The organism is Enterobacter cloacae complex sp. P2B, assembly GCF_014895985.1.
Taxonomy (GTDB): Bacteria; Pseudomonadota; Gammaproteobacteria; order Enterobacterales; family Enterobacteriaceae; genus Enterobacter; species Enterobacter bugandensis.
Map to the genome: position 1 here is coordinate 56,115 of NZ_JADBQQ010000017.1, position 23,258 is coordinate 79,372.

Genomic DNA, 23,258 nt, shown 5'->3' on the forward strand with positions numbered 1-23,258 from the left:
AATGTCACCCCGTTGCCTCCAGCAGCAGTAAATCCATCAGCAGCACCAGATTCGACTCAAACGACGTCACGCCCGCGGCTTCGGCGGCGAAGTGCACCGCTTCGTCATACAGTGCAAAGTGCACGTCCGCCATGCCCGCCAGCGTATTGGCCGAGGCGCGGGTAAAGGCGACGACCGTCATGCCGACATTTTTGGCAATCCGCGCCTTATCCAGCACCTGTTCCGTTTCGCCGCTGCGGGAGACGGCAATAAATACCTGATAACGCGCGGCGTTGCTGAGAAAAATGTTTCGGCTGTCCCCCGGCCCGGAGATGAACGCCGTTTTGCCCAGCACCTGCAGCTTCTTGGTCAGGTATTCGGCAAAGAGATAGGAAAACCCGGCCCCGTAGAGGAAAAAGCTTTCTTTCTGCCGCAGCAGGTTGGCGAACTGCTGGCGCTTCTCCTGCGTGATCCACTGGAAGGTGTGCTGATAGTTAGCGATAAACTGATTAAACAGCGCCGGGAGCTCAGGAAGGGATTGAGCCTGAGCGGCAATATGTGGCGTGTCGGAGAGCAGCTGCTTGCAGTGCCAGATAAACTCGCTAAAGCCGCTAAACCCCAGCTTCTGACACAGCCGCATAATGGTGGCGGTAGAAACAAATGTCGCCTGCGCCAGCTCGCGCACCGTGATGTTGCCCACCAGCAGCGGATGCTCCGTCAGGTGGGCGAGGACGCGATACTCCGCGCGGGTCAGCGACGCCCCGCGCGTTAACAGCGTGGCCAGGCGGTTATCCATTATTTCGCCGGTTCAACTGGCAGATCGTCACGCGCCCCCCATTCGCTCCAGGCGCCATCGTAGAGCGTAACGTCGTTGACGCCGAGGGTGGCAAGCGCCAGGATCACCACGCAGGCCGTCACGCCGGAGCCGCAGCTGGCAATAATCGGGCGATGTAAATCCACGCCCGCGCGGTCAAAAATGGCACGCAGCTCGTCGGTAGTTTTCAGCTCGCCCTCAAACACCAGGTCGCCCCACGGCACGTTCAGCGCACCTGGAATATGGCCTCGTCTCAGCCCTGGACGTGGTTCATCCGCTTCAGCGTTAAAGCGTGGTGCTGGGCGCGCATCGACGATTTGCGCCGTCTTTTCATGGCTCGCGACCAGTACGTCGGTCAGGCGCTTCACCACGTTAGCGTCGAACGTCGCGTCGAACTCGCCTTCCGGCAGCGTCACGTCGCCTTGCTGGAGCGGCAGCTCGTCACGCTTCCAGCCCGCCAGACCGCCCGCCAGAATCGAGACTTTTTCCACGCCAAACTGTTTCAGCATCCACCATGCGCGCGGCGCGGAGAACAGATTGCCTTCATCGTAAACAACAAGATGTTTGTCTTTGCTGACGCCAAGCTCGCGCATCGCCACGGAAAACGCTTCCGGGCGCGGCAGCATGTGCGGCAGAGGAGAGGTATGATCGGAGAGGGCTTCGATATCAAAAAATACCGCGCCAGGCAGATGCCCCGCGCGGTATTCACCGGGAACGTCACGATGTTCCTGGCCCGGCGGGGCCATACGCGCGTCAATAATCTGGACTTCCGGATCGTCGCCGTGCTCAATCAGCCAGTCGGCGGCGACAAAATATGAGGTGGACATGGGTTGCCTCCATTCTTTTCCGTAAAAAAGGATTGTCGGTGTTTTTTCTGACACCGACAAGCAAACCACGTTCAACTCGCGAGCAAGCCCCTATTTTTTCACCGTTTCGCCGTCCTGCCAGGCTTTTTGCAGCGCAGGCCAGTAGTCGCGGTTGGCTTCTATCATCTCATCCAGAATCGCTTTTGCGTGCTCCATGGTGGGCACGGTGCGGTTGAGGGTGAACGCCTGAAGCGCTTTCTCATAGCTGCCTTCGATGGTCGCCTCTACGAGCAGTTGTTCAGACGCCAGCTGCTGTTGCAGCAGGGTCTGGTGGAACAGCGGTACCAGCCCCACGCGCACAGGCTCCGGCCCTTCGGAGGTGATGTAGGCGGGTACTTCCACCACCGCATCGTATGGCAGATTAGTAATCGCCCCGCGGTTCTCCACCATTACCAGATGGCGTTGGCGCAGGTTAAAGGCCAGCGAGCAGGCGACATCGACGATAAACTCGCCGTGAACGCCCACGTGGAAGGCATCCGGTAAAATCCCGGTGCGCTTGTACTCTTCAGCAGCAGCAAAAAGTTTTTTCTCACGCCCGTTCATCACTTCATTGGCGCGGGTATAGTCGGGGTTCTGATGCTCTACAATCTGGTTCGGCATCAGGTAGTACTGCAGGTACGGGTTCGGCAGGTACTCCGGGAAGTTATCCATAATCGGCTTGATGTTGCGCCAGGTTTTAACCCACGAAGGATCCGAGTGCTGCGGATCGGTTTTGGCCGCATCTTCCGTCAGCAGGCCAAACTTCGCGATATGTTTACGCAGCTCCGGTAATTTGTCCTCGCCGTCCACCAGCACGCGGGTAAACCAGCCGAAGTGGTTCAGGCCAAAGTAGTCCACCTCCAGTTTGCGACGATCGACACCCAGAATGGCTCCCATATTACGCATCGCCGCGACCGGCATATCGCAGATGTTCAGCACGCGAGCATTTGGTCGCAGACGTCGCACGCCCTCCGCGACGATCGCCGCCGGGTTGGAGTAGTTCACGATCCAGGCCTTTTCATGCGCGTAGCGATCCACCCGATCGATAAGCTCCACCATCGGCAGGATCGTGCGCAGTCCGTAGGCCAGCCCGCCGGGGCCGCACGTTTCCTGGCCGACCACGCCGTGACGCAGCGGGATCTTCTCATCCTGCTCGCGCATTTTGTACTGGCCGACGCGCATCTGGGCGAAAACGAAATGCGCGCCGCTGAAGGCCACTTCCGGGTCACTGGTGACGGTAAATTTGATGCTCTGGCTGTGGTCGCGAATCACTTTCTCAACCACCGGCGCAATGGTGTTCTGACGCGCCTCGTCGATGTCATAGAGGCGGATTTCGGCCAGCGGAAAATCCTGCAGGCGCACCATCAGGCTTTTCACAATACCCGGCGTGTAAGTGCTGCCGCCGCCGGCAATCGACAGAATGAATGGGGGTGTAAACATCTTTAGCTCCTTTCAGAGAAACGTCTCAACGGCTTCTCGCATTTTTTTGACGTGCAGCCCGTAGACCACCTGAACGTTGTTACCTTGTTTGATAACCCCTTTCGCGCCGGTCGCCTTCAGGCGCGGCTCGTCGATGATGGCAACATCCTTCACCGTGACGCGTAAGCGGGTGTAGCAGTTATCCACAACCTCAATATTTTCCCGGCCGCCCAGGCCCACCACGATGGACTCGCCCAGCCCGTCGTTATTGCCTTTCGCCTGGTACTCCTGCTTGCTGTAGAGGCGTGTCTCCTGATCTTCATCCTCACGGCCCGGCGTTTTCATGTTGAAACGCAGGATCAGGAAGCGGAACACCACGAAGTAGAGGGCAAACATGATCAGCCCAACCACGATGTACATCGGCCAGTTGGATTTCTCGGTGCCTAGCGGCAGGTTGTAGAGAATGAAATCGATAATCCCGTTGGCACCGATGGCATGAACGCCCAGCAGCGAGAACAGCATCATGCCAATACCGGTCAGGACCGCATGCACCACGAACAGTAGCGGGGCGACGAACAGGAAGGAGAATTCAATCGGTTCGGTCACGCCGACCAGCAGCGAGGTCAGCGCCGCCGGGATCAGAATGGCTTTCGCAACGGCTTTACGCTCCGGCTTCGCGGTCATGTACATCGCCAGCGCGGCGGCAGGCAGGCCGAACATCTTGCTGATCCCGCGCGCGTCCCACACTACCGTGCTGCTGAGCTGTTTCACTTCCGGGCAGGCCATCTCGGCGAAGTAGATATTGCGCGCCCCCTGGTAAGCCGTGCCGCACACCTCCTGCGTGCCCCCCAGTTCGGTATACAGGAACGGCGTATAAACCAGATGGTGCAGGCCGGTCGGCACCAGAATGCGCTCAAGGAAACCGTAGATCGCCACCCCGAACGGGCCAGAGCCTTTAATTGCCAGCGCCAGGGCGCTAATCCCATGCTGCGCGTACGGCCAGAGTTCGCTCATTACCACGCCGAGCAGCATAGAGACGGGCAACATGACAATGGCGACAAAACAGTGGCCGGAGTAAATCGCCATCGCGCCGTTAAACTGTACGCCGGAGTATTTGTTGTACAGGTAACCGGAGAGCGCCCCGGTCAGGATCCCGGCGAAAACGCCCATCTCCAGCACCTGAACGCCCAGCACCATGCTTTGCCCGGCGGCTTTAATCTGCTCAGCAGGGGCCAGCTCGCCCTGCAGCTGCAGCGTCACGTTCATGGCGTTGATAAACACCACGAAAGTCACCAGACCAATCAGCGCCGCGTAGCCTTTATCGCGCGTCGCCAGACCAATCGGGATCCCGACGGCAAACACCAGCGCCAGGTTGACCAGCACCGACACGGCAGATTTGGCGATCAGCTGGCCGATACTCTGGATAAGCGGATGGCCAAGGAACGGCAGGTATTCGGCCAGGTTACCGTTGCCCAGCACATTGCCAAAGGCGATAAACAGACCGACAATCGGTAAGATAAGTACCGGTCCGTATAATGATTTTCCGAAATTTTGTAGGGCGTTCACGGCTCGTTTCATGGCTTTCTCTCTTTTTGAACCGCGCACTCGGGGTGCGTCATGGTCATAAAACTAGCAGGCTCTGAGCGAACATATCCAGCTATCTTCTTGTTTTAAAAACAAATGACGTAAAAGGTAACATGTGACGTTATGCGCTGTGATCGCGGTTCCATCCCGGTGTAGCGGCGTGATGCCATTCTGCGAGGCGCTTTCCAGATTCTTAAATTGGACTTTTTGTATTAACGAAACTTGCGGATAATACTTATCCGGACGACGACCAACAGGCCCCCTCAGGCCAGGGACACAGGATGAAACCGTTTCGCTTAGCCGCGATCTCTCTCGCGCTGCTCACCACCTTTACGCTTGTCGGCTGTGATAACAGCGACGATAAACCTCAGGCTGCGGCTCCCGCAGCATCCACCGCATCAACACCGAAAGCCGCGGAAAAGCCCGACGCTGAAAAGCTGGCTAAAATGGCCGCCCAGAGTCAGGGAAAAGCGCTGACTCTGCTTGATGCGTCTGAAGTGCAACTGGACGGCGCCGCTACGCTGGTGCTGACCTTCTCTGTCCCGCTGGATCCGGAACAGGATTTCGCGAAAACAGTGCATGTTGTGGATAAGAAAAGCGGCAAAGTTGACGGGGCGTGGGAACTTGCGCCTAACCTGAAAGAGCTTCGCCTGCGCCATCTGGAGCCTAACCGAAACCTGGTTATCACCGTGGATCGTGGGCTGGTGGCGCTGAACAAAGCGACTTTTGGCATTGATTATGAAAAAGCCCTGACCACGCGAGATATAGAGCCGACGGTCGGTTTTGCCAGCCGCGGCTCGCTGCTGCCGGGCAAGGTGGTGGAAGGGCTGCCGGTGATGGCGCTTAACGTCAACAATGTGGACGTCAATTTCTACCGCGTGAAACCGGAATCGCTGGCCTCGTTTGTCAGCCAGTGGGAGTACCGCAACTCGCTGACCAACTGGGAATCTGACAATCTGTTGAAGATGGCGGAACTGGTCTATACCGGTCGTTTTGACCTCAACCCGGCGCGCAACACGCGTGAAAAACTGCTCCTGCCGCTTAAAGATATCAAGCCGCTTCAGCAGTCCGGCGTTTATATCGCCGTCATGAACCAGGCAGGGCACTACAACTACAGTAATGCCGCAACGCTCTTTACCCTGAGCGATATCGGTTTGTCTGCTCACCGCTATCATAACCGGCTGGACATTTTCACCCAGAGCCTGGAAAACGGTGCGGCGCAGTCCGGCGTCACCGTCACGCTGCTGAATGACAAAGGTCAGACGCTCGCGGAAGCCAGCAGCGACGCCGACGGCCATGCGAAGCTTGAAACAGACAAAGAAGCCGCGCTGATCCTCGCCAGCAAAGACGGCCAAACTACGCTGCTCGATCTCAAGCTGCCAGCGCTCGACCTGGCAGAGTTCGACATCGCCGGTAGCCCCGGCTTCAGCAAGCAATTCTTTATGTTTGGCCCACGCGATCTCTATCGTCCGGGTGAAACGGTGATCCTTAACGGCCTGCTGCGCGACAGCGACGGAAAACCGCTTCCCGATCAGCCCGTGAAGCTTGACGTGCTGCGCCCGGACGGCCAGGTGGCACGCACGATCGTTGTTCAGCCTGAGAACGGCCTCTACCGCTTCAACTACCCGCTGGATAGCGGCGCGCAGACAGGCATGTGGCATATTCGCGCCAATACGGGCGATAACCAGCAGCGCCTGTGGGATTTCCACGTCGAAGATTTTATGCCCGAGCGTATGGCGCTCAATCTGACGGGACAAAAAGCACCGGTTTCCCCACAGGATGAGGTGGACTTCAACATCGTGGGCTATTACCTGTATGGCGCTCCGGCCAACGGCAATTCTCTTCAGGGCCAGCTTTTCCTGCGTCCGCTGCGTGAGGCCGTTGCTGCGCTGCCCGGCTTCCAGTTTGGTGATATTGCGGAGGAAAATCTGAGCCGCAGTCTGGATGAAGTGCAGCTTATGCTGGATGAGCAGGGGCACGGGCAGGTCACCATCGAAAGCCAGTGGAAAGAGGTACACTCTCCTCTGCAGCTGATCCTGCAGGCGAGCCTGCTGGAATCAGGCGGCCGTCCGGTGACGCGCCGCGCGGAGCAGGCTATCTGGCCGGCGGCGCAACTGCCGGGTATCCGTCCGCAGTTCGCCAGTAAGGCGGTCTACGACTACCGTACCGATACCACCGTCAACCAACCGATCGTCGACGAGAACGGTAACGCCAGCTTTGACATCGTCTATGCCGATGCCAGCGGCGCGAAAAAAGCGGTATCCGGCTTACAGGTACGCCTGATCCGTGAACGCCGCGACTATTTCTGGAACTGGTCCGAGAGCGAAGGCTGGCAGTCTCAGTTTGATCAAAAAGATCTGATTGAGGGCGAGCAGGAGCTTAGCCTTAAGGCCGATGAAACCGGCAAAGTCACCTTCCCGGTGGAGTGGGGCTCATACCGTCTGGAAGTGAAAGCGCCTGATGATGTGGTCAGCAGCGTGCGCTTCTGGGCAGGTTACAGCTGGCAGGATAACAGCGACGGCACGGGTGCGGTGCGCCCTGACCGCGTGACCCTGAAACTGGATAAACCGGCCTATCAGCCAGGCGATACCATCCAGCTGCACATAGCAGCGCCAGCCGCAGGCAAGGGCTATGCCATGATCGAATCCAGCGAAGGGCCGCTGTGGTGGAAAGAGATCGACGTACCGGCAAACGGGCTCGATCTTTCCATTCCGGTGGATAAAGCCTGGAAACGTCACGATCTCTATCTCAGTACGCTGGTGGTGCGTCCTGGCGATAAATCCAAATCCGCCACGCCGAAGCGCGCGGTTGGTCTGCTGCATCTGCCGATGGGCGACGAAAATCGCCGCCTGAACATAGCGCTGGATAACCCGCAGAAAATGCGTCCAAACCAGACGCTCTCCGTGAAGGTGAAGGCCAGCGTGAAAGAGGGGGCGGTTCCGCAGAAAGTGAACGTGCTGGTGTCGGCGGTGGACAGCGGCGTGCTGAACATTACCGATTACGTTACGCCAGATCCATGGCAGGCCTTCTTCGGCCAGAAGCGTTATGGCGCGGATATCTATGATATCTACGGCCAGGTCATTGAAGGGCAGGGCCGCATGGCCGCGCTGCGTTTCGGTGGTGACGGCGATGAACTCAAGCGCGGCGGTAAACCGCCGGTGAACCACGTCACCATTATTGCCCAGCAGGCTCAGCCGGTTACGCTGGATGCCAACGGAGAAGGCACCGTTACGCTGCCGATTGGTGATTTCAACGGCGAACTGCGTCTGATGGCGCAGGCGTGGACGGAAGATGATTTCGGCAGCAGCGAAAGCAAGGTTGTGGTGGCCGCGCCGGTCATTACCGAGCTTAATACCCCGCGCTTCATGGCGAACGGCGATACCTCACGGCTGACGCTGGATATCACCAACCTGACCGATCGGCCGCAAACGCTGAATATCGCCCTGAGCGCGACAGGCAAAGTGTCGCTGGAAGGTGCACAGCCGCAGCCGGTTCAGTTGCCGCCGGGCGCGCGCAGTACCCTGTTTATTCCGGTGCGCGCACTGGAGGGTTATGGCGACGGTGAGGTGACGGCGCAGGTTACCGGCCTGGAGCTTCCGGGCGAAACCTTTGCCCCGCAGCAGAAGAGCTGGAAAATTGGCGTACGTCCGGCATTCCCGGCGCAGACGGTCAATACCGGTGCCATGTTGAACCCCGGCGAGTCCTGGACCGCACCGGCGCAGCACAGCAACGGTTTCTCTCCTGCCACCCTGCAGGGGCAACTGCTGCTGAGCGGCAAACCACCGCTCAACCTGGCGCGCTATATTCGTGAACTGCAGGCGTATCCGTATGGCTGCCTGGAGCAGACCACCAGCGGCCTGTTCCCGTCACTCTATACCAACGCCGCGCAGCTTACCGCGCTTGGTATAAAAGGAGATACCGATGACAAGCGCCGTGCTGCCATTGATATTGGGATCTCCCGTCTGCTGCAGATGCAGCGTGATGATGGCGGTTTTGCTTTGTGGGATAAAAACGGCCCGGAAGAGTACTGGCTGACCGCCTATGTGACTGACTTCCTGGTGCGCGCGGGCGAGCAGGGTTATAGCGTACCTGCCGATGCGGTGAACAACGCCAACAACCGTCTGCTGCGCTACCTGCAGGATCCGGGCATGATGTCTATCCGCTACAGCGACGACACCCAGGCCAGCAAATTTGCCGTGCAGGCGTATGCCTCGCTGGTGCTGGCGCGTCAGCAAAAAGCCCCGCTCGGCGCGCTGCGTGAAATCTGGGAGCGCCACGGGCAGGCGGCTTCCGGGCTGCCGCTGATGCAGCTGGGCATGGCGCTCAAACTGATGGGCGATGCGCCGCGCAGCCAACAGGCGCTGGATCTGGCGCTCAAAACGCCGCGTAACGACAGAAAAACATGGATGGCCGATTACGGCAGCCCGCTTCGCGATAACGCACTAATGCTCTCCCTTCTGGAGGAGTATAAATTGCTGCCGGATGCGCAAAATACGCTGCTGAATGCTCTTTCTGAACAGGCATTCAGCCAGCGCTGGCTATCCACCCAGGAGAGCAATGCGCTGTTCCTGGCCGGACGTTCGCTGCAAACCCTGTCAGGCGAGTGGCAGGCGAAAACCACGTTGTCTGATACCGCATCAGGCGGCGATAAGGCGCAGGTACAAAACGTAAGCGGCGACCAGCTTGGTGCGCTTCAGGTAACCAATACCGGCACGGCACCGCTGTGGGTACGTCTGGACAGCACCGGCTATCCGGAATATGCGCCTCAGCCGAGTTCCAACGTGCTGCAGGTTGAACGTCATATCCTGGCAACCGATGGCAGCAGCAAATCGCTCTCTTCGCTGAAGAGCGGTGAGCTGGTGCTGGTCTGGCTTGAAGTGAAAGCCAGCCAGAACGTGCCGGATGCGCTGGTTGTGGATCTCCTCCCTGCTGGTCTGGAGCTGGAAAACCAGAACCTGGCGAGCAGCAGCGCAAGCCTGCAGGACAGCGGCAGCGAAGTGCAGAACCTGCTCAGCCAGATGCAGCAGGCGGACATTCAGCACATGGAGTTCCGCGACGACCGCTTTGTGGCCGCCGTGCCGGTAAACGAAGGTCAGCCGGTTACGCTGGTTTATCTGGCCCGTGCCGTAACGCCGGGCACCTACCAGGTGCCGGTTCCGATGGTGGAGTCTATGTACGTTCCGCAGTGGCGGGCAACGGGTGCGGCCAGCGGCCCGCTGATTGTTGTTCCGTAATATGTTGATAGCGCGTCTGACACGCTCCCGCTGGCTTTGGCTGGCGGGAGCGCTTCTCGTTTTAGGGGGGCTGATTGTCGCCGCCGACCGCCTGTGGCCGCTGCCTCTGAAAGAGGTTAACCCCGCACGAGTTGTGGTGGACGAGAAGGGCGCGCCGCTCTGGCGTTTTGCCGACAGCGAAGGCATCTGGCGCTACCCGGTGACCATTGAAGAGGTTTCTCCCCGTTATCTTGAGGCTCTGATCCAGTACGAAGATCGCTGGTTCTGGGAGCATCCGGGCGTAAACCCGCTCTCTGTCCTGCGCGCCGCCTGGCAGGATCTCAGTTCCGGAAGAGTGGTTTCGGGAGGAAGCACGCTTACCATGCAGGTGGCACGCCTGCTGGATCCGCATCCGCGCACCTTTGGCGGCAAAATTCGCCAGCTCTGGCGGGCGATGCAGCTGGAATGGCACCTCTCTAAGCGTGACATTCTTACGCTCTATCTCAATCGTGCTCCGTTTGGCGGCACGCTGCAGGGCGTGGGAGCAGCAAGTTGGACCTACCTTGGGAAACCCCCGTCGCAGCTGAGCTACTCCGACGCGGCGTTGCTGGCGGTACTGCCGCAGGCACCCAGCCGTCTGCGCCCGGATCGCTGGCCCGAGCGGGCCGAAGCGGCACGCAACAAAGTGCTCGATCGCATGATGATTCAGGGCGTCTGGTCAGCAAAGCAGGTGAAAGAGTCCCGTGAAGAGCCGGTATGGCTGGCTCCCCGGCAGATGCCGCAGCTGGCCCCGCTCTTTGCACGCATGATGCTCGGCAAAAGCCGCGACACAAAGATTGTCACTACGCTGGATGCCGGACTGCAACGGCAGCTGGAAGAGCTGGCGATGAACTGGAAATCCCGCCTGCCGGCACGCAGTTCGCTGGCGATGATCGTGGTCGATCATACCGACATGAAGGTGCGCGGCTGGGTCGGCTCGGTGGATATCAATGATGACACGCGTTTCAGCCATGTGGATATGGTTAACGCGATCCGATCCCCGGGCTCGGTATTGAAACCGTTTATCTACGGTATGGCGCTGGATGATGGCCTGATCCATCCCGCCTCGCTGCTTCAGGACGTGCCCAGAAAAACCGGTGATTATCGCCCGGGAAATTTTGACAGCGGGTTCCACGGGCCGGTCAGCATGAGTGAAGCGCTGGTGCGCTCGCTCAACCTGCCAGCCGTCCAGGTGCTGGAAGCCTACGGTCCCAAACGGTTTGCCGGGATGCTGAGTAACGCAGGCCTGCCGCTGATCCTGCCTGCCGGAGCGCAGCCGAATCTGTCGCTGATCCTGGGTGGCGCAGGCGCGAGGCTGGCGGATATCGCCGCCGCGTACAGCGCCTTTGCAAGGCATGGCAAGGCGGGCCGGCTGCGCTTACAGCCGGGCGATCCGTTCACTGAACGTCCGCTGTTATCGCCAGGCTCGGCGTGGATTATTCGCCGTATTCTGGCGAATGAAGCGCAGCCGCTGCCGGACAGTGCGCTACCGCAAATCGCCCCGCTGGCATGGAAAACCGGCACCAGCTACGGCTACCGTGATGCCTGGGCCATCGGTCTGAATGCCCGCTACGTGATAGGCATCTGGACCGGACGACCGGACGGCACGCCAGTGGCGGGGCAGTTTGGTTTCGCCAGTGCAGTGCCGCTATTAAACCAGGTCAATAACCTGCTTCAGTCGCGCTCAACGGTAGACGAAGCCCGTCTGCCGCGCGATCCGCGTCCGGAGAGCGTCGGGCGGGGCGTGATCTGCTGGCCGGGCGGCCAGTCGCTGCCGGAAGGCAGTGAAAACTGTCGGCGTCGTCTTTCGACCTGGCTGCTGGAAGGGAGTGAACCACCCACGCTGCTGCTGCCGGAGCAGGAAGGTATTCGCGGCATTCGTTTCCCGGTCTGGGTGGATAAAAAGGGCAAACGTGTGGCCGCAGATTGCCCCGATGCTACAGAGAAAGTCCTGGACGTCTGGCCGCTGCCGCTGGAGCCTTGGTTGCCCGCTGCTGAAAAAAGGGCTGCGCGTCTCCCTGCCCGATCAACTGACTGTCCGCCTCTGGACAATAACAATGTAGCGCCGCTTATGATTTCGGGTATCAGAGAGGGGGCTGTTATTAAGCGACTTCCCGGTGAAGGTAATGTCACGCTTTCTGTTATTTCAACAGGAGGGGAAGGGGAGCGCTGGTGGTTTTTAAATGGAGAGCCTTTAGCGGGGCGGAATTATAATTATTCATTAAAATTATATTTACCGGGTGAATATCAATTACTGGTAATGGATAAATCAGGCCAAACGGCGACGGTCAATTTTGAATTAGACCGTTAAGTATTACCTCTGAAGAGTTAGCTTGATAATTATCAATATGCGTTCCTGAAAAAAAACGAGAATGCGTTTTTATTTGTAGGAACGAGCAATGAAAGAGAATAAAAATCAGGAAGAGGGTCTTATTCCTGCCCTGTCCCGGCGGCATTTTATTCAGGCAGGATCGGCTCTGGCCGCACTCCCGTTTGTGGTGACAACCAGCAAAGCACGGGCACAGAGCACGGTGGCAGCAGACGTGACGCCTGAAGAAAAAGTCGTGCAGACCTGTAGCACGTTTGACTGTGGCGGGAAGTGTGATATTCGTGCTCACGTTAGTGAGGGCGTTGTAACCCGAATTTCTACCCGCCCGGACAATGCGTTAGATCCGGAGATGCCGATAATGCGCGCCTGCGTTCGTGGCCGCGCTTATCGGAAATTTGTTTATCATCCCGATCGGCTTAAATATCCAATGAAACGCGTGGGTAAACGTGGCGAAGGAAAATTCGAGCGTATTACCTGGGATGAAGCCACCACGCTTATTGCGAATCAATTAAAAACGATTACACAAAAATACGGCGCTGCCTCACGCTATGTGCATGTGGGCACTGCGGTATCCGGCGGAACGTTTTCCGGCGATAAAATGGTTCGTCGTCTGCTCAACTTAACCGGCGGCTATCTTGAAAGCTATCACTCGGTCAGTATGGGCAACACGGCGGCAGCCACGCCGTATACCTACGGCACCGCCGCCAGCGGCAGCTCTCTGGACACGCTGCTGGATACCAAACTGGTCATTCTCTGGGGACATAACCCGACGGAAACGATCTTTGGTCACAGCAACTACTTCTATCAGAAGATGAAGCAAAACGGCACGCGCTTTATCGTTGTCGATCCGCGCTATTCCGATACGGTTTCTTCCCTGGCTGACCAGTGGATCCCGCTGCTTCCCACAACAGACAACGCCCTGATGGACGCCATGATGTACACGATCGTCACGGAGAACCTGCACGATCGCGACTTCATTCAGCGCTATACCCTGGGCTTTGACGAAGCATCCATGCCGGAAGGCGTTCCGGCCAATGAATCCCTGATGGCTTATCTGAGCGGCGCAAAAGATGGCGTGGCGAAAACGCCCGAGTGGGCAGAGAAAATCACCCACGTGCCTGCGCAGACCATTCGTCAGCTGGCGCGCGACTACGCAACCACCAAACCCGCCGCGCTGATCCAGGGCTGGGGACCGCAGCGCCATAACTGCGGCGAGCGCACCGCGCGCGGCTCGACGTTACTGGCAACGCTGACGGGTAACGTTGGGGTGAAGGGCGGCTGGGCGGCAGGCTATGGCGGCTGCGCTAATCGTAAATTTGCTACCGGGCCGGAGATGCCGGATAACCCGGTAAAAGCCAAAATATCGGTGATGAACTGGGTGCAGGCCGCCGATGATGCTTCTAAGGTAACGGCGAAAGACGGCCTGAAGGATGCAGAGAAGCTGGACAGCAATATCCGCATCCTCTTCTCGCTGGCGGGAAATTATCTGGCTAACCAGAACCCGGATCTGCATCAGGCGACGCGCGTGCTGGAAGACGAGTCGAAAATCGAGTTTATCGTGGCAAGCGATCTGTTTATGACGCCGAGCGCCCGATACGCCGATCTTCTCCTGCCGGAAACCAGCTTTATGGAACGCTGGAATATCGGCGAAACCTGGGGCACGGCAAGCTATCTGATCCTGTCGGAAAAGCTGATTGAACCTGAATTCGAACGCCGTTCAGACTACGACTGGCTGCGGGAAGTTGCTGCTAAGCTTGGCGTCGAACCTTCATTCAGCGAGGGCCGTGACGAAAAAGCGTGGATTGAGCACATCTGGGAGCAGACGCGGCTCTCCATGCCAGATGAAAACCTGCCGGACTTCGCGACGCTACAAAAGACGCGCCAGCATCTTTTCAAAAGCGCGCCGTTCGTCGCTTTTGAAGACAATATTCGCGATCCGCAAAATCATCCGTTCCCGACGCCGTCCGGGAAAATTGAGATCTTCTCGAAGCGTCTGTACGACATGCACCATCCGGAGATTCCGGCGCTGTCGCACTACGTGCCCGCCCACGAAGGGCCGGAGGACGAACTGGCGAAAACCTTCCCGCTGCAGCTGATCACCTGGAAAGGGAAAAACCGTGCTAACTCAACCCAGTACGCTAACCCGTGGCTGATTGAGGCGCAGCAGCAAAAGCTGTGGATCAACCCGCAGGACGCGCAAAAGCGCGGCATTTCCCAGGGGGATACCGTGCGCATTCATAACGCGCGCGGCATTTGTGAAATTCCGGCTGAGGTCACGCCGCGCATCATTCCGGGCGTTGTTGCCATGCAGGCAGGCGCCTGGTGGCAGCCGGACGAACAGGGCGTCGATAAAGGCGGCTGCGCGAACGTGCTCAGCTCTGCCCGTATTACCGCGCTTGCGAAAGGGAATTCCCATCAAACCATGCTGGTGGAGGTAGCTAAAGCATGAGTCAGTTTAAACACTACGCGCCGGTGAGCGATAAACAGCTGGGTTTCTATATTGACTCTTCCCGCTGCTCGGGCTGCAAGGCATGCCAGGTGGCGTGCAAAGACAAAAATAACCTTGAGGTCGGACGTCGTTTCCGTCGCGTATACGAAGTCAACGGTGGGAATTTCATCCCAACCGGGCAGGGCGGCGTTAGCAACAACGTTTTTGCCTACACGCTCTCTATTTCCTGTAACCACTGTGCGGACCCAATCTGCACCAAAAACTGCCCGACCACCGCAATGCACAAGCGTCCGGGCGACGGCATCGTGCGCGTTGATACGGATAAGTGTGTGGGCTGCGGGTACTGCGCGTGGTCTTGCCCTTACGGCGCGCCACAGCTCAACGAGCAGACCGGGCAGATGTCCAAATGCGATTTTTGCGTGGATCTGCAGGCGAAGGGCGAGCAGCCCGTCTGCGTGGCAACCTGTCCGCTTGAGGCGATCAAATTTGGGCCTATTGATGAACTTCGGGCGAAATACGGTGCGGTATGCGATGTGAAGGGCTTGCCTGATTCCTCGATTACAAAACCGAACCTGGTGATCAAAGCGCATCAGGGCGCAGAGAAAGAGGGGAAACGTCATGCATGAGTTACCGCTGCTGATTTTTACGCTGTTCCTGCAGGGATCGGTTGGCGTGACGCTCTGGCTGGCGTTCGGGGGGGCGCATACTACACCGCGTAGCGCGCTGCTGCCTGCCGCTGGGGCGTTTGTGCTGGCGAGCCTGGGGCTGCTCGCCTCAGCGCTGCATATGGGCTATCCGCTCAACGCCCTGAACGCGCTACGCCACGTCTCCAGCTCGTGGCTGAGCCGCGAGATTATCTTCGCCAGCCTTTACCTGGCGGCGCTTGGCCTCGCCGTGCTGCTGATGTTTTCCAATAAGCCAGGCTGGAAGCTACTTTTGGCCGTGGCGGGTCTTGTCGGGCTGGTGGACGTGTTCTGCATGGCACAAATCTACATGCACGCGTCCGTGGTGACCTGGCAGCATATCAACACGCTGGTGCTGTTTATCGGCTCGGTGGGCATTATTGGTTCTGCCTGCATGGCGGCAGGGATGCGCTCCCGAGCTGCTCTGCGTGCGGCGGTAGTCATTATCACGCTGCTGGTGCTTGTGCGTCTGGTGATGCAGCCCGTCTGGCTGGCCGACATCTCTGCCACAGACACTACCGTGGTGACGTTCCCTCATGATCCGCTCAAGATGCTGGCGCAGCTGCGAACGTTACACCTTCTAAGCTGGTGCGTCTCCGTTGCAGGTATGCTCTGCTTTGCTGCGGGCGGCCTGAAAGCGGCGCGCGGCACGCTGCTGCTGGGCAGCGCCTTGCTGATTGTGGGTGAGCTGATGCTGCGCTTCGTTTTCTTCAGTATTGGCTGATGGGCAGATTGACGTTTGCCCCTGCGATGGACGTGACGCATGCGTGCGTCCGTCGCCGTTTTCGCCACGCTTCCTGCTGCGCCTGCGCGGACGTTTGTCCAGCGCAGGCTTTTTCTTTTACGGAAACCGGCGTCTCGGTTGATGAAAATCGCTGTATTGAATGCGGTGACTGCCTGTTCGTCTGCCCCTCCGGGGCCATTACCGGCATCGCGCCGCGAAAGCGATTTCTGCGTGGAGATACCCTTGTTGGGCCTTTTACTGAACGCGCACCTGGGGTGAATGAGCTGCTGCTGTGGCACGCGCAACGCCAGGTTCGTTTTATCAGTATCGACGCAGAGCAATACCCTGACTGGCTGCTGGCGCTTGCCCGGCTTAATCTTGCGCTTCGTCGCCGTGGTGAAGCGGAGTGGGGGTTTAAGCTCATACCGATCGGCGAGGTGAATATCGCTCGTCGTGCGCTGATGCACGTTCCCCGCGAGGATGTAAAAGCCTGTCGCGTTTCCCCGGGGCCGCGGGAGCTGCGCAGGGCATTCTCGACGTTTAGCGAGTCAGATATCGCACTCGATATTAATAAGTGCGTGCTGTGCGGTGCGTGCTGGCGAAGCTGCCCGGAAAACGCGATTCGGTTTGAGAACGCCGCGCTGGTGGTGGAGACCGGGCGCTGTACCGGCTGCGGTGGCTGTGAAGCAGTATGTCAGCACGAGGCGATAAACGTCGCAGAAACAGATGGACCGGCAAAAAACGTGGCCACTCCCGCATATAAAGCAGTTTGCCTGACGTGCCAGCGCCAGTTCTGGTCATTTACGCCTGATGAAAAGCAATGCCCGCTCTGTTTACGCCATCAACACGGTATGCGAAATCCGGCCTGTTGCTAATCTTCGTCTCATTTTAAAAAAATGTTATGCAGAACCATAGGCAATGGCGCTATTGCTCTTTATAATCCGCGCCACACCATACTCAGGTATGCAAAACAACAGAACATTTTACAGAGGTTATCAATGGCTATTGAACGTACTTTTTCCATCATCAAACCAAACGCGGTGGCAAAAAACGTTATTGGCAGCATCTTCGCTCGCTTTGAATCAGCAGGGTTTAAGATCGTTGGCACCAAAATGCTGCACCTGACCGTTGAGCAGGCTCGCGGCTTCTACGCTGAGCACGAAGGTCGTCCATTCTTTGACGGCCTGGTGGAGTTCATGACCTCCGGTCCAATCGTGGTCTCCGTGCTGGAAGGCGAAAACGCGGTACAGCGTCACCGCGATCTGCTGGGTGCAACCAACCCGGACAACGCGCTGGCAGGTACCCTGCGCGCTGACTACGCGGACAGCTTCACCGAGAACGGCACTCACGGTTCCGACTCCGTTGAGTCTGCCGCGCGCGAAATCGCGTTCTTCTTCGCTGAAGGCGAAGTGTGCCCGCGCACTCGCTAATAATTTCGTAAATGCCGCGTGCAAACGTGGCATCCCTGCGCCAGACTTTGTACAATGCAACGCCCCGGACGAGCAGACTGCTTACCGGGGCGTTTCTTTTCAACCCACCAAGGGCCACAACGTGTAACAACGAGGCCGGAAAAAATTATGTCTGAACTAGTGAATACCTCCGAAGTCGCCATTCCTGCGGTTCCCAATAAAAATGGAAAAATTAACCTGCTGGACCTGAACCGTCAGCAGATGCGCGAGTTCTTTAAAGATATGGGTGAGAAGCCGTTTCGTGCCGATCAGGTAATGAAATGGATGTACCACTACTGCAGCGACAACTTTGATGAGATGACCGACATCAACAAAGTGCTGCGCAACAAGCTCAAAGAAGTGGCTGAAATCCGCGCGCCGGAAGTGGTGGAAGAGCAGCGCTCGGCAGACGGCACCATCAAATGGGCGATTGCCGTAGGCGATCAGCGCGTTGAAACCGTCTACATCCCGGAAGACGATCGTGCCACGCTGTGCGTCTCTTCTCAGGTGGGCTGTGCGCTGGAGTGCAAATTCTGCTCTACGGCTCAGCAAGGTTTTAACCGTAACCTTCGCGTGTCTGAAATCATCGGTCAGGTCTGGCGCGCCGCGAAAATCGTGGGTGCAGCAAAAGTGACCGGCACGCGTCCGATCACCAACGTGGTAATGATGGGGATGGGCGAACCGCTGCTGAACCTGACCAACGTGGTGCCGGCGATGGAAATCATGCTGGATGACTTCGGTTTTGGCCTGTCCAAGCGCCGCGTGACGCTGTCTACCTCAGGCGTTGTGCCTGCGCTGGATAAGCTCGGCGACATGATTGACGTTGCGCTGGCTATCTCCCTGCACGCGCCAAACGATGAAATTCGTGACGAAATTGTACCGATTAACAAAAAGTACAATATCGAAACCTTCCTCGCTGCCGTGCGTCGCTACCTGGAGAAATCCAACGCAAACCAGGGCCGCGTCACCATCGAGTACGTGATGCTGGACCACGTCAACGACGGTACTGAGCACGCGCATCAGCTGGCTGAACTGCTGAAGGATACGCCATGCAAAATCAACCTGATCCCATGGAACCCGTTCCCGGGCGCGCCGTATGGCCGTAGCTCGAACAGCCGTATCGACCGTTTCTCCAAGGTGCTGATGGAGTATGGTTTCACCACCATCGTGCGTAAAACCCGCGGTGATGATATTGATGCTGCATGCGGACAGTTGGCCGGTGACGTCATTGACCGTACCAAACGTACCCTGCGTAAACGCATGCAGGGCGAGACCATTGCGGTTAAAGCTGTTTGATTATTATGCATCACGGCGCATTATCTACGCTGTGATGCATAATCTGACTGAATAATCAGTCAGATTCGTGACGTTTAATTAATAATTACGGTGCGTTTCATATGAGTTTCGGGCAGTATGTAACGACGTAACAACAGTTTAGCCACGCGGGCAGAGCTGCACTGTCATCTACCGGCTGACAGCCTTATACTGTCTGTTCAAGGTTAACTGACCTGAAGTTTCGCGGTGCGGGCGGCATTGTGACTCACCGGCACCTGAACCCTTTTTTTCACGTACCAGTAGTTGTAGCGAATGAATACTGAAGCCACTCACGACCAACATGAAGCACTCTCCACTGGCGTTCGTCTTCGCAACGCCCGTGAACAACTCGGACTCAGCCAGCAAGCTGTTGCAGAACGCTTGTGCCTGAAAGTTTCCACGGTTCGCGATATTGAAGAAGATAAGGCGCCTGCCGATCTGGCTTCAACATTTCTGCGCGGCTATATCCGCTCTTACGCAAAACTGGTGCACATCCCCGAAAACGAATTACTGCCAATGATGGAGAAGCAGGCACCGGTTCGTGCAGCAAAAGTTGCCCCGATGCAAACTTTCTCCCTGGGGAAACGTCGTAAAAAACGTGATGGCTGGCTGATGAGCTTTACCTGGCTGGTGCTGTTTGTTGTTGTCGGCCTGACCGGCGCATGGTGGTGGCAAAACCATAAGGCGCAGCAGGAAGAGATCACCACTATGGCCGATCAGTCCTCCGCTGAACTCAATCAGGCGAGCAATGGTGGTGCCCAGAGCGTTCCGCTGAACACCGACGGTGCGGCGGCCTCAAGCGAGCCGCAAACAACGGCTCCGGCAACCGATGCAGCACAGGCTCCGGCCGCAACGGCGAACATCGCTGCGCCTCAGGCTCAGGATCAAAACGCGGTCGTCGCCCCTTCTCAGGCAAATGTCGATACTGCGGCGAACGTCCCTGCAGCGACTCAGCCGGCGAACAACGCCGCAGCGTCCCTGCCGACCGACCCGGCGGCAACCGCCGCGCCAGCCGCCGATCCAAACGCGCTGGTGATGAACTTCACGGCTGACTGTTGGCTGGAAGTGACTGACGCGACAGGTAAAAAACTGTTCAGCGGCCTGCAGCGGAAAGATGGCACGTTAAACCTAACGGGTCAGGCACCTTACAAACTTAAAATCGGCGCTCCGGCAGCGGTACAGATCCAGTATCAAGGAAAACCTGTCGACCTGAGCCGCTTTATCAGAACTAACCAGGTTGCACGTCTTACCGTTAATGCCGAACAATCAGCAGCACAGTAACAGACGGGCAACGCGGGAGATTTTTCATGCATAACCAGGCTCCGATTCAACGTAGAAAATCGAAACGGATTTACGTTGGGAATGTGCCAGTCGGCGATGGGGCACCTATCGCCGTCCAGTCGATGACCAATACGCGCACCACGGATGTGGAAGCAACGGTCAACCAAATCAAAGCATTAGAGCGTGTAGGCGCGGACATTGTTCGCGTCTCAGTGCCCACGATGGATGCCGCTGAGGCGTTCAAGCTGATCAAACAGCAGGTCAGCGTGCCGCTGGTTGCAGATATCCACTTCGACTACCGTATCGCGCTGAAAGTTGCTGAATACGGCGTTGATTGCCTGCGAATTAACCCGGGTAACATCGGCAATGAAGAACGCATTCGCATGGTGGTTGACTGCGCCCGCGACAAAAACATTCCAATCCGTATCGGCGTGAACGCCGGCTCTCTGGAAAAAGATCTGCAGGAAAAGTATGGCGAGCCAACGCCGCAGGCGCTGCTCGAATCCGCCATGCGTCACGTCGATCATCTGGATCGTCTTAACTTCGATCAGTTCAAGGTCAGCGTAAAAGCCTCTGACGTTTTCCTGGCCGTTGAATCGTATCGCCTGCTGGCAAAACAGATCGATCAGCCTCTGCATCTCGGGATCACCGAAGCGGGCGGCCTGCGTAGCGGTTCGGTGAAGTCTGCGATCGGCCTGGGCCTGCTGCTCTCCGAAGGGATCGGCGACACCCTGCGCGTCTCGCTGGCGGCGGATCCGGTAGAAGAGATCAAGGTCGGTTTCGATATTCTGAAATCGCTGCGTATCCGCTCGCGTGGGATCAACTTCATTGCCTGCCCAACCTGTTCGCGTCAGGAATTTGACGTGATCGGCACGGTGAATGCCCTGGAGCAGCGTCTGGAAGACATCATCACCCCGATGGACGTCTCCATCATCGGCTGTGTCGTGAATGGTCCGGGTGAAGCGCTGGTCTCAACCCTGGGCGTAACCGGCGGTAACAAGAAAAGTGGTCTCTATGAAGATGGCGTTCGTAAAGATCGTCTGGATAATAGTGACATGATTGACCAGCTTGAAGCCCGCATCCGCGCCAAAGCCGCGATGATGGACGAGACACAGCGAATCAGCGTTCAGCAGGTTGAAAAATAACGTGATGGGAAGCGTGCCGCTTCCCATGTATGATTGAACCCATTCTTTGGGTTTTTTTTGTATATAGAAAGAGAATAAACGTGGCAAAAAACATTCAAGCCATCCGCGGCATGAACGATTACCTGCCTGGCGAAACCGCCATCTGGCAGCGCATTGAAGGCACGCTGAAGCAGGTGCTCGGCAGCTACGGTTACAGCGAAATCCGTTTGCCGATTGTAGAGCAGACCCCGTTATTCAAACGCGCGATCGGTGAAGTGACCGACGTGGTTGAAAAAGAGATGTACACCTTTGAGGACCGCAACGGCGACAGCCTGACCCTGCGTCCGGAAGGTACGGCGGGCTGCGTACGCGCCGGCATCGAACATGGTCTTCTGTACAATCAGGAGCAGCGCCTGTGGTATATCGGCCCGATGTTCCGCCACGAACGTCCGCAGAAAGGTCGTTATCGCCAGTTTAACCAGCTGGGTGTGGAAGTCTTTGGCCTGCAGGGCCCGGACATCGATGCCGAACTGATTATGCTGACCGCTCGCTGGTGGCGCGCCCTCGGTATCTCTGAGCACGTTTCGCTGGAACTGAACTCAATCGGTTCTCTGGAAGCGCGCGCTAACTACCGCGATGCGCTGGTGGCGTTCCTGGAGCAGCATAAAGAGAAGCTGGACGAAGACTGCAAACGTCGCATGTACAGCAACCCGCTGCGCGTGCTGGATTCCAAAAACCCTGATGTTCAGGCGCTGCTGAACGATGCCCCTGCGCTGGGTGACTACCTGGACGACGAGTCTCGCGAACACTTTACCGGCCTGTGCAAGCTGCTCGAAGCGGCGGGCATTGCCTACACCGTGAACCAGCGTCTGGTGCGCGGTCTGGACTACTACAACCGCACCGTATTTGAGTGGGTAACCACCAGCCTCGGTTCTCAGGGCACCGTGTGTGCCGGCGGCCGTTATGACGGTCTGGTTGAGCAACTGGGTGGCCGTGCGGCGCCTGCGGTTGGCTTCGCGATGGGTCTTGAGCGACTTGTTTTGCTGGTTCAGGCAGTTAATCCGGAATTTAAAGCAGATTCCGTTGTCGATATATACCTGGTGGCTTCAGGCGCGGAAACGCAGTCTGCGGCGATGCAGCTTGCCGAACGCGTGCGCGATGCGCTGCCGGGCGTTAAGCTGATGACCAACCATGGCGGCGGCAACTTCAAAAAACAGTTTGCTCGTGCCGATAAGTGGGGCGCAAGTATTGCACTGGTGCTGGGCGAGTCCGAAGTGGCTAACGGCGAAGTGGTAGTAAAAGACCTGCGCTCTGGTGAGCAGACAACGGTAACGCAGGACGGCGTTGCGGCGCACTTGCGCACTCTATTGGGCTAAGGAGAAAGACGGCGTGGAAATGTACGAGAACGAACACGATCAGGTCGACGCGATTAAACGCTTCTTTGCTGAAAACGGCAAAGCGCTGGTTGTTGGGGTTATTTTAGGTGTGGGTGCGCTGGTGGGCTGGCGTTACTGGAACAACCATCAGGCGGATTCCGCGCGCGGCGCGTCCCTGTCCTATGAAAATACCGTTAGCGCGATTCGTGCCGACCAGCCGCAAACGCTGGCTGCGGCAGAGAAATTTGCCGCTGACAACAAAAACACCTACGGTGCACTGGCAGCGCTGGAAGTGGCTCAGCAGTACGTTGATAAAAACGAACTGGATAAAGCCGCTGCTCAGCTGTCTCAGGGCCTTGCTGCTGCCAGCGATGAAAACCTGAAAGCAGTGATTAATCTGCGCCTGGCACGTATTCAGGTTCAGCAGAAAAAAGCTGACGACGCGCTGAAAACGCTCGATACCATCAAAGGCGAAGGTTTTGCTGCCATCGTTGCCGATCTGCGCGGTGAAGCACTGCTGAGCAAAGGTGACAAAGCGGGCGCGCGTAAAGCGTGGCAAGCTGGTGTAGAGAGCAAAGCGTCACCTGCGCTGAGCGAAATGATGCAGATGAAAATAAATAATTTGTCCGTCTGAGAG

The 23,258-nt window shown here is 57.5% G+C and carries 16 protein-coding genes; 12 read left to right on the forward strand and 4 right to left on the reverse strand.

All coding sequences use genetic code 11. The features are described from left to right. Positions 1 to 4: 4 nt before the first annotated feature. The 4 genes from IM313_RS15360 to IM313_RS15375 form a co-directional block, all read right to left on the reverse strand. Positions 5 to 775: a MurR/RpiR family transcriptional regulator gene (locus tag IM313_RS15360; RefSeq protein WP_192971202.1), complete on the reverse strand. Its 771-nt coding sequence runs from the start codon at positions 773 to 775 to the stop codon at positions 5 to 7. Further along, on the reverse strand, positions 775 to 1,620 hold the full coding sequence (gene sseA, locus IM313_RS15365) for a 3-mercaptopyruvate sulfurtransferase (RefSeq protein ID WP_028014070.1): 846 nt from the start codon (positions 1,618 to 1,620) through the stop codon (positions 775 to 777). The genes IM313_RS15360 and sseA overlap by 1 nt, the downstream gene beginning before the upstream one ends. Before the next feature lie 90 nt (positions 1,621 to 1,710). Further along, a complete protein-coding gene (locus IM313_RS15370; protein WP_126327203.1) occupies positions 1,711 to 3,078 on the reverse strand; it encodes a 6-phospho-alpha-glucosidase in 1,368 nt (455 codons plus the stop codon). Positions 3,079 to 3,090: 12 nt separating this feature from the next. Beyond that, a complete protein-coding gene (locus IM313_RS15375) occupies positions 3,091 to 4,635 on the reverse strand; it encodes a PTS transporter subunit EIIC (RefSeq protein WP_126327202.1) in 1,545 nt (514 codons plus the stop codon). A 287-nt stretch (positions 4,636 to 4,922) separates the two neighbouring features. On the opposite strand from IM313_RS15375, the gene IM313_RS15380 reads away from it, so the two are divergent. The 12 genes from IM313_RS15380 (at position 4,923) to IM313_RS15435 (ending at position 23,255) form a co-directional block, all read left to right on the forward strand. Next, positions 4,923 to 9,875 (forward strand): alpha-2-macroglobulin, encoded by a 4,953-nt coding sequence (locus IM313_RS15380; RefSeq protein WP_192971203.1) that lies wholly within the window; start codon positions 4,923 to 4,925, stop codon positions 9,873 to 9,875. A gap of 1 nt (position 9,876) precedes the next feature. Then, the gene (pbpC, locus tag IM313_RS15385; protein WP_192971204.1) at positions 9,877 to 12,204 is read left to right on the forward strand and encodes a peptidoglycan glycosyltransferase PbpC; all 2,328 of its coding nucleotides are present in this window, start codon (positions 9,877 to 9,879) and stop codon (positions 12,202 to 12,204) included. A gap of 88 nt (positions 12,205 to 12,292) precedes the next feature. After that, on the forward strand, positions 12,293 to 14,671 hold the full coding sequence (locus IM313_RS15390) for a DMSO/selenate family reductase complex A subunit (RefSeq protein WP_192971205.1): 2,379 nt from the start codon (positions 12,293 to 12,295) through the stop codon (positions 14,669 to 14,671). After that, the gene (locus IM313_RS15395; protein WP_003860631.1) at positions 14,668 to 15,297 is read left to right on the forward strand and encodes a DMSO/selenate family reductase complex B subunit; all 630 of its coding nucleotides are present in this window, start codon (positions 14,668 to 14,670) and stop codon (positions 15,295 to 15,297) included. Before IM313_RS15390 ends, IM313_RS15395 begins: the two co-directional genes overlap by 4 nt. Continuing rightward, positions 15,290 to 16,078, forward strand: coding sequence for a DmsC/YnfH family molybdoenzyme membrane anchor subunit (locus IM313_RS15400; RefSeq protein WP_192971206.1), 789 nt, complete (start codon positions 15,290 to 15,292; stop codon positions 16,076 to 16,078). The genes IM313_RS15395 and IM313_RS15400 overlap by 8 nt, the downstream gene beginning before the upstream one ends. Next, entirely contained in the window at positions 16,078 to 16,953 is an 876-nt protein-coding gene (locus tag IM313_RS15405) for a 4Fe-4S dicluster domain-containing protein (protein ID WP_028014063.1), read from the forward strand. The genes IM313_RS15400 and IM313_RS15405 overlap by 1 nt, the downstream gene beginning before the upstream one ends. 123 nt (positions 16,954 to 17,076) lie before the next feature. Next, the gene (ndk, locus tag IM313_RS15410) at positions 17,077 to 17,508 is read left to right on the forward strand and encodes a nucleoside-diphosphate kinase (protein WP_003860625.1); all 432 of its coding nucleotides are present in this window, start codon (positions 17,077 to 17,079) and stop codon (positions 17,506 to 17,508) included. Between the two features lie 147 nt (positions 17,509 to 17,655). Next, positions 17,656 to 18,822, forward strand: a complete 1,167-nt coding sequence (locus IM313_RS15415) for a bifunctional tRNA (adenosine(37)-C2)-methyltransferase TrmG/ribosomal RNA large subunit methyltransferase RlmN (RefSeq protein ID WP_028014062.1) — start codon at positions 17,656 to 17,658, stop codon at positions 18,820 to 18,822. A gap of 291 nt (positions 18,823 to 19,113) precedes the next feature. Continuing rightward, positions 19,114 to 20,121 carry a cytoskeleton protein RodZ gene (gene rodZ / locus IM313_RS15420; protein WP_192971207.1) on the forward strand — a complete coding sequence of 336 codons (1,008 nt, stop codon included), beginning with the start codon at positions 19,114 to 19,116 and terminating at the stop codon, positions 20,119 to 20,121. 26 nt (positions 20,122 to 20,147) lie between these two features. Beyond that, entirely contained in the window at positions 20,148 to 21,266 is a 1,119-nt protein-coding gene (ispG, locus tag IM313_RS15425; RefSeq protein ID WP_025757688.1) for a flavodoxin-dependent (E)-4-hydroxy-3-methylbut-2-enyl-diphosphate synthase, read from the forward strand. An 80-nt stretch (positions 21,267 to 21,346) separates the two neighbouring features. Beyond that, positions 21,347 to 22,621 (forward strand): histidine--tRNA ligase, encoded by a 1,275-nt coding sequence (hisS, locus tag IM313_RS15430; protein WP_028014060.1) that lies wholly within the window; start codon positions 21,347 to 21,349, stop codon positions 22,619 to 22,621. A gap of 13 nt (positions 22,622 to 22,634) precedes the next feature. After that, positions 22,635 to 23,255, forward strand: a complete 621-nt coding sequence (locus IM313_RS15435) for a YfgM family protein (protein WP_028014059.1) — start codon at positions 22,635 to 22,637, stop codon at positions 23,253 to 23,255. Positions 23,256 to 23,258 lie beyond the last annotated feature (3 nt).

Coding starts and splice junctions, on each gene's coding strand:
- IM313_RS15415 (WP_028014062.1), top strand. CDS start 17,656: ATGTCTGAACTAGTGAATACCTCCGAAGTCGCCATTCCTGCGGTTCCC.
- ndk (WP_003860625.1), top strand. CDS start 17,077: ATGGCTATTGAACGTACTTTTTCCATCATCAAACCAAACGCGGTGGCA.
- sseA (WP_028014070.1), bottom strand. CDS start 1,620: ATGTCCACCTCATATTTTGTCGCCGCCGACTGGCTGATTGAGCACGGC.
- IM313_RS15370 (WP_126327203.1), bottom strand. CDS start 3,078: ATGTTTACACCCCCATTCATTCTGTCGATTGCCGGCGGCGGCAGCACT.
- IM313_RS15405 (WP_028014063.1), top strand. CDS start 16,078: ATGGGCAGATTGACGTTTGCCCCTGCGATGGACGTGACGCATGCGTGC.
- IM313_RS15360 (WP_192971202.1), bottom strand. CDS start 775: ATGGATAACCGCCTGGCCACGCTGTTAACGCGCGGGGCGTCGCTGACC.
- IM313_RS15395 (WP_003860631.1), top strand. CDS start 14,668: ATGAGTCAGTTTAAACACTACGCGCCGGTGAGCGATAAACAGCTGGGT.
- IM313_RS15390 (WP_192971205.1), top strand. CDS start 12,293: ATGAAAGAGAATAAAAATCAGGAAGAGGGTCTTATTCCTGCCCTGTCC.
- IM313_RS15375 (WP_126327202.1), bottom strand. CDS start 4,635: ATGAAACGAGCCGTGAACGCCCTACAAAATTTCGGAAAATCATTATAC.
- pbpC (WP_192971204.1), top strand. CDS start 9,877: ATGTTGATAGCGCGTCTGACACGCTCCCGCTGGCTTTGGCTGGCGGGA.
- IM313_RS15380 (WP_192971203.1), top strand. CDS start 4,923: ATGAAACCGTTTCGCTTAGCCGCGATCTCTCTCGCGCTGCTCACCACC.
- IM313_RS15400 (WP_192971206.1), top strand. CDS start 15,290: ATGCATGAGTTACCGCTGCTGATTTTTACGCTGTTCCTGCAGGGATCG.
- rodZ (WP_192971207.1), top strand. CDS start 19,114: ATGAATACTGAAGCCACTCACGACCAACATGAAGCACTCTCCACTGGC.
- ispG (WP_025757688.1), top strand. CDS start 20,148: ATGCATAACCAGGCTCCGATTCAACGTAGAAAATCGAAACGGATTTAC.